The organism is Corallococcus sicarius (assembly GCF_003611735.1).
GTDB classification, from domain to species: domain Bacteria; phylum Myxococcota; class Myxococcia; order Myxococcales; family Myxococcaceae; genus Corallococcus; species Corallococcus sicarius.
In genome coordinates, this window is sequence record NZ_RAWG01000412.1 from 1 (window position 1) to 6,885 (window position 6,885).

1 protein-coding gene is annotated in these 6,885 nt (G+C 69.4%); it reads right to left on the reverse strand.

Annotated features, from left to right (window positions below; genetic code table 11):
* The coding region (locus D7X12_RS37270; RefSeq protein ID WP_120629954.1) for a non-ribosomal peptide synthetase at positions 1–6,885 on the reverse strand (6,885 nt) is incomplete at both ends.

A 6,885-nucleotide genomic window follows, 5' to 3' on the forward strand; every position in this document is an offset into this window, starting at 1 on the left:
CACCCGTGGGCACCGGGTGGAGGTTGCGGTCGAGCACGTAGACACGGACGTTGGGCAACGGCCGGCCGATGGTGGGCGTGGGCGAGGCGTCGAATGCGCACGCCGTGGCGTCCACCGTGCACTCGGTAGGGCCGTAGACGTTGAAGACCCGCATGCGCTCATTCGCCGCGAGGTGACTCCACGTCGCGGGGTCCACGGCCTCACCGCCCACGAGGACACGGCGGGGCACGGACTCGCGCGCCAGCAGGCCTTCCTCCAGGAGGAGGCGCAGGTGCGCGGGCGAGCAGTCGAGGACATCCAGCGCGTCCTGGCCGATGCGCTTCACCAGCTCGCCCACGTCGGTACGGGCCTCGTCCGGGACGATGCAGAGCGTGTGGCCATCCAGCACCTGGATGAGCTGCTTCACGGAGGCGTCGAAGGACAGCGGCGCGTTGACGCTGACCCGCTCCGCCTTCTTGGCGTCAGTGTGCACGGTGCTCGCCAGCGCCAGGCGCAGGTTCAGCACGGAGCGGTGCTGGATCATCACGCCCTTGGGGCGGCCGGTGCTGCCCGAGGTGTAGATGATGTAGGCCAGGTGCTCCGGAGACACGCCGCTCGCGGGCGCTTCTCGTGATTCGTGGGCAAGGTCCGCCACGTGCGAATCCAGGCAGAGGTCGTGCGCGGAGTGTGGCGGCAGGGTGCCGAGAAGGTGCTTTTGCGTGAGCACCACCGGTGCGCCGGTGTCCTGGAGGACGTGGGCGAGCCATTCACGCGGGTAGCTCGGGTCGATGGGCACGTAGGCGCCGCCGGCCTTGAGCGTGCCGAGGAGGCCCACGAGGGCTTCCACCGAGCGCTCCACGCAGAGCACCACGCGCACGTCCGGGCCAACGCCGAGTGACGTCAGGCGATGGGCCAGTTGATTGGCGCGCGCATCGAGTTCCCGGAAGGTGAGCTGCTCCTCACGGCACACGACGGCCAGGGCGTCGGGCGTGAGGCGGGCCTGGGCCGCGAAGGCATCGTGGATGCAGGTGTCGCGCGGGAAGTCGACGCGCGGGCCGTTCCAATCCACGAGCAACCGCTGGCGCTCGGTGTCGGTGAGCAGGGGCAGGTTCGCGAGCGTCGTGTCCGGCGTCGTGGCGATGGCCTCCAGCAGCACGCCCAGGTGGCCGGCCATGCGCTGAACGGTCGAGGCGTCGAAGAGGTCCGTGGCGTACGTCAGCGAGCCGACGAAGCCCTGGGGCGACTCCTGCAAGGTGAGCGTCAGGTCGAACTTGGCGGAACTCGCGGCCACGTCAACGGGCTGGAAGGAAAGACCGGGGACGCGCAGTGTTTCGGTGGCCGCATTCTGGAGTGAGAACATCGCCTGGAAGAGCGCACTGCGGCTCAGGTCGCGCGCGGGCTGCACTGCTTCGACGAGCTTCTCGAAGGGCAGGTGCTGGTGCTCGTAGGCGGCGAGCGTGGTGCCGCGCACCTGGGCCAGCAGCTCCCGGAACGTCGCATGGGGCTTCACGTGAGCGCGCAGCACCAGCGTGTTGACGAAGAAGCCGATGAGGCCCTCCGTCTCCGCCTGGGTGCGCCCCGCGATGGGCGAGCCCACGTTGATGTCATCCTGGCCGGAGTAGCGCGACAGGAGCACCTGGAAGGTGGCCAGCAAGGTCATGAAGGGCGTCGCGCCCTCACGGTGGGAGAGAGCCTTGAGCGCTTCTGAGACAGGCCGCGAGAGCCGCACAGGCACGGTCGAGCCTCGGTGCGACTGCACGGGCGGGCGCGGCCGGTCGGTGGGCAGCTCCAGCGCGGCCGGTGCTCCCGTGAGCTGCTGCTTCCAGTAGCCCATCTGTGCTTCCAGGGCCTCACCCTGGAGCCATTCGCGCTGCCACGTCGCGAAGTCCGCGTACTGCACGGGCAGGGGCGCAAGGGCCGGCGTACTGCCCGTGCTGAACGCCGCGTAGAAGGCGGCCAGCTCGCGGACGAAGACGCCCATGGACCAGCCGTCGGAGACGATGTGGTGCATCGTCACCAGCAGCAGGTGCTCCTCCTCGCCCAGGCGCACGAGGGTGGTGCGCAGGAGTGGACCCGTGGCGAGGTGGAACGGGCGGCGCGCTTCCGTGGCCGCGACGCGCTGCGCCTCCTCCTCACGCTGCGATTCGGGAAGGGACGACACATCAATGCCAGGCAGGTCCCACACCGACGGGTCCTGGATGCGCTGCGACGGTTCCTCGTGGGCGTCGGAGAGCGTGGTGCGCAGGGATTCATGGCGCTGGACGAGCGCCTCGAAGGCACGACGCAGGGACTCCACGTCCACGTGCCCCGTCAGCCGGAGCGCCGCGGGGATGTTGTATGAGATGTCTCCCGGCTGGAGCTGATCCAGCAGCCACAGGCGTTGCTGCGCGAAGGAGAGGGGAATGGCCCCCTCGCGCGAGGTGGGCCGCAGCGGCGGCGCCTGGTGCGGCGTGCGCTGGACCCCTTCGAGCCGCTTCGCGAGCGCTTCCACCGTGGGGGCCTCGAAGAGGGCCCGGAGGGGAAGCTCCACGCCGAAGGCAGCACGCACGCGCGAGACGAGCTGCGTGGCCAGCAGGGAGTGGCCGCCGAGCGCGAAGAAGTCGTCCTGCACTCCGACGCGCTCCACATGGAGCACCTGCGTGAAGAGGGCCGCGAGCTGTTCCTCGGTGGCGTTGCGTGGGGCCGCGAAGGCGGAGGTGCGCGGAGCATCGCCTGGCTCGGGCAGGACCTTGCGGTCCACCTTGCCGTTGGCATTGAGGGGCAGGGCCTCCAATACCCGCAGTGCGGAGGGCACCATGTACTCGGGCAGGTGTTGCTTCAGGCCTCGCTTGAGGGTGTCAACGTCGAGGGTGTGGCCTTCGAGCGCGGTGACGTAACCGATGAGGCGCTTGTCCCCGTCGGTTCCCTTCGCGATGACAACGGCCTCGTTGACGCCGGGGGCCGCACGCAGGGCCGTTTCGATTTCACCCAGTTCGATGCGGAAGCCGCGCACCTTCACCTGGAAGTCGACGCGACCGAGGAAGTCGAGCGTGCCGTCGTCCCACCAGCGGGCCTTGTCACCCGTGCGGTAGAGGCGCTCCCCAGGGCTGGTGGCGAAGGGGTGGGGGACGAAGCGCTCCGCGGTGAGGTCGGGGCGGTGGAGGTAGCCCCAGGCAAGGCCGGGGCCACCGACGTACACCTCGCCCGCGACGCCCACGGGAACGGGGCGCAGGTGCACATCCAGCACGTACGCCGTGGCGTTGGAGATGGGACGGCCGATGGGCACCGGGCCCTCCACCACCGTGTCGCGGTGCAGGGCCAGCGTGGTGGAGATCGTCGTGTTCTCCGTGGGGCCATAGGCATGCACCAGCGTCGAGCCCGCGGAGAGACGAGGCAGGTGCGCGCTCACGCGAGCCCAGGGCATGACATCACCCCCTGTGAGGACCTGCGGCACCGCCGCCACGGCTTCCCCCTGGTGCAGGACCATCTGCTCGAAGAGCGCGGTCGTCATGAACGACGTCGTCACGCGGTGCTGACGCAGCAGCATGGCCAACTCTTCCAGGGAGAGGGCATGGGGCGGAGCAAGGACGAGCTTCGCGCCATGCAGCAGCGCGCCCCAGATTTCGAGCGTGGAGGCGTCGAAGGCAATGGGAGCGACCTGGCTCCAGACCTCGTCGGACCCGAAGCGCATCCAGCTGCTGCCCAGCACCAGTCGGGTGATGCCCCGGTGGGGCACGCAGACGCCCTTGGGACGGCCCGTGCTGCCAGAGGTGAACATGACGTAGGCGAGCGACTCGCCGTCCACATCGACGTCAGGCGCATGCGTGGGCAACGCGGAGAGGACGTCTTGCTGCGCGTCCAGCCAGACACGGGTGCCGGTGGTGGGCAGCAGTGAGGCGAAGGGCTGGTGCGTGAGGACCACCTCGACGTCGGCATCCTCCAGGAGCATGGCGATGCGCTCCACGGGGGCATTGCGGTCCACCGGGACGAAGGCCGCGCCGGCTTTGAGGATGGCGAGGAGTGCGACCACCAGCTCGAAGGAGCGCTCGACGGCGAGGCCGACGCGTGCGCCAGGCGTGATGCCGAGCGCGCGCAGGTGATTGGCCAGTTGGTTGGCGCGCGCGTCGAGCTGGGCGTACGTGAGCGTGGCCTCGCCTTGGACGAGGGCCACGGCGTCGGGCGTGCGGCGGGCCTGGCGCGCGAAGTGGACATGGACGGGAACATCGGTGGGGCTGTCCACCGTGGTGTCGTTCCAGTCCAGCAGCAGGCGCTGACGCTCTTCGGCTCCCAGCAGGGGCAGCTCCGCCACGGACTGCTCGGGCTTCGCGGCCACGGCCTCCAGCAGCGTGCGCAGATGGGTGGCCATCCGCTCCGCGGTGCTCCGATTGAACAACGCGGTGCTGTACTCCAGCTCGCCCTGCAATCCGTCCGGCGTCTCCGAGAAGAAGATGCTCAAGTCGAACTTCGAGGTCGCGTGCTGGAAGTCCAGGCCTCGCAGGCGCAGGCCCGGCAGACGCACGTCCTCGGTGGGGACATTCTGGAGTGCCAGCAGCGTCTGGAAGAGGGGCGTGTGGCTGAGGCTGCGCGCGGGCTGGAGCACCTCCACGAGCTTCTCGAAGGGCACGTCCTGGTGCTCATAGGCTTCGAGCACCGTGCCGCGCACCTGCTGGAGCAGCGAGCGGAAGGACTGGCTGTCCTCCACCTTCGCGCGGAGCACGAGCGTGTTGACGAAGAAGCCGATGAGGCCTTCCGTCTCCGCGCGCGTGCGGCCCGCGATGGGGGAGCCCACGCTGAGGTCGTCCTGGCCCGTGTAGCGGGACAGCAGGGCCTGCCAGCCGGCGAGCAGCACCATGAAGAGCGAGCCGCCTTCGTGATGGCCCAGGCTCCGCAGCTTCTCCGTCAACTCGCGCGGAAGCGAGAAGCCGAGCGTCGAGCCCGCGGTGCTGCGGACCGCCGGTCGTGGCTTGTCGATGGGCAGCTCCAGCACGGCCGGAGCGCCAGAGAGCTGGTGCTTCCAATAGCCAAGTTGTGCATCCAGGACCTCCCCCTGGAGCCACTGGCGCTGCCAGGTGGCGTAGTCGGCGTACTGCACCGGCAGCTCCCGCAAGGGAGACGGCAGGCTGTTGGCGAACGCGTCGTAGAGCGCGCTCACCTCTCGCACCAGCACCCCGAGCGACCAGCCATCGGAGATGATGTGGTGCATGTTGACGACGAGGATGTGCTCCCGCTCCGCCAGCTTGAAGAGCAGCGTGCGCACGAGGGGGCCCACGCGCAGGTCGAAGGACCCGCGCATCTCCTGCTCCATTCGCCCCCGCGCTTCGGCCTCCCGCTGTGTTGCGTCCACGCTGGTCAGGTCAACGAGTTCCAGCGGCAGGACGGCTTCCGGGTGGATGACCTGCACGGGCTCGCCGTCCACTTGGGCGAACGTGGTGCGCAGGGCGTCATGGCGGCGCACGACTTCCTGCAACGCGTGCTCCAGCACGTCCGTGCGCAGGGTGCCGTCCAGCCGCACCGCCACGGGCATGTTGTAGAGGGGGCTGCCCGGTTCGAGCTGATCAATCAGCCAGAGACGTTGCTGCGCGAAGGACAGTGGCAGCGGGCCCTCATGCGAGATGCGCGTGAGGGCCGGGGCGCTGGAACTGGTGAGCCCGGCCAGACGCCCGGCCAGCCCCTCCACGGTGGGTGACTCGAAGAGCGCGCGCAGGGGCAACTCCACGCTCAACTCCGCGCGGACGCGCGAGACCACCTGGGTGGCGAGCAGTGAGTGGCCGCCCAGCTCGAAGAAGGAGTCCCGCACGCCCACCTGCGGCAGCCGGAGCACTTCGGCCCAAATGGCCGCGAGCCTCGCTTCCGTCGTCGTGCGCGGTGCGAGGTAGGTGCTGCCCGACTGGGGCACCTCGGGTTCCGGCAGGGCCTTGCGGTCCACCTTGCCGTTGGCGTTGAGCGGTAGTGCGTCCAGCACCACCACCGTGCCGGGCACCATGTACTCGGGGAGGCCCTGACGCAGCTGCGCCTTGAGGGACTCCACCTCAAGCGACTCACCGGCCTTCGCGACGACATAGGCGACGAGGCGCTTGTCGGCGGCTTCACCCTTCGCCACCACCACCGCATCCTTGAGGGCAGCAACCCGACGGAGGGCGGCTTCGACTTCACCCAGCTCGATGCGGAAGCCGCGCACCTTCACCTGGAAGTCGACGCGGCCGAGGTATTCCAGCCGGCCGTCCTCGCGGTACCGGACACGGTCTCCCGTGCGGTACATGCGGCCACCCGGCGGGCCGTAGGGCTCCGGGACGAAACGCTCCGCGGTGAGGTCGGGGCGCAGCAGGTAGCCGCGCGCCTGACCTTCGCCCGCGAGGTACAGCTCACCGGCGACACCTACGGGCACGGGCTGCAAGGCGGCGTCGAGGACGTAGGCGCGCGTGGCAGGAAGGGGCCGGCCGATGAGCGGCGCTTCCTCGCGCCCCACCAGCGAGCCTGTCGAGTACGTCGTGTCCTCGGACGGGCCGTAGAGGTTGTAGAGCTTGCGCACCGAAGGCACGGCGTAGACCTGCTTCGCCAACGTGTCCGGCAGCGCTTCGCCCGCGAGGTTGATGACACGCACTCCCACCGGCACCGCGCCCAGCCGCACCAGTTGAGCCATGGCGGAGGGCACGGTGTTGATGAGCGTCACCTCCCACGCGGTGGGCAGCTCCGCCAGGTGCAAGGCATTGCGTGCCACCACTACGGCGCCTCCGCTGGAGAGCGGCGCGAACAGCTCGAACACCGAGAGGTCGAAGTTGAGGCTCGTCGCGGCGAGCACACCCTTGAGCTCTTCAGGCGAGTACGTCGCCAGGGCCCAGTGCAGGAAGGCGACGGCATTGCCCTGGGTGATGGCAACGCCCTTGGGACGGCCCGTGCTGCCCGACGTGTAGATGAGGTAGGCGAGAT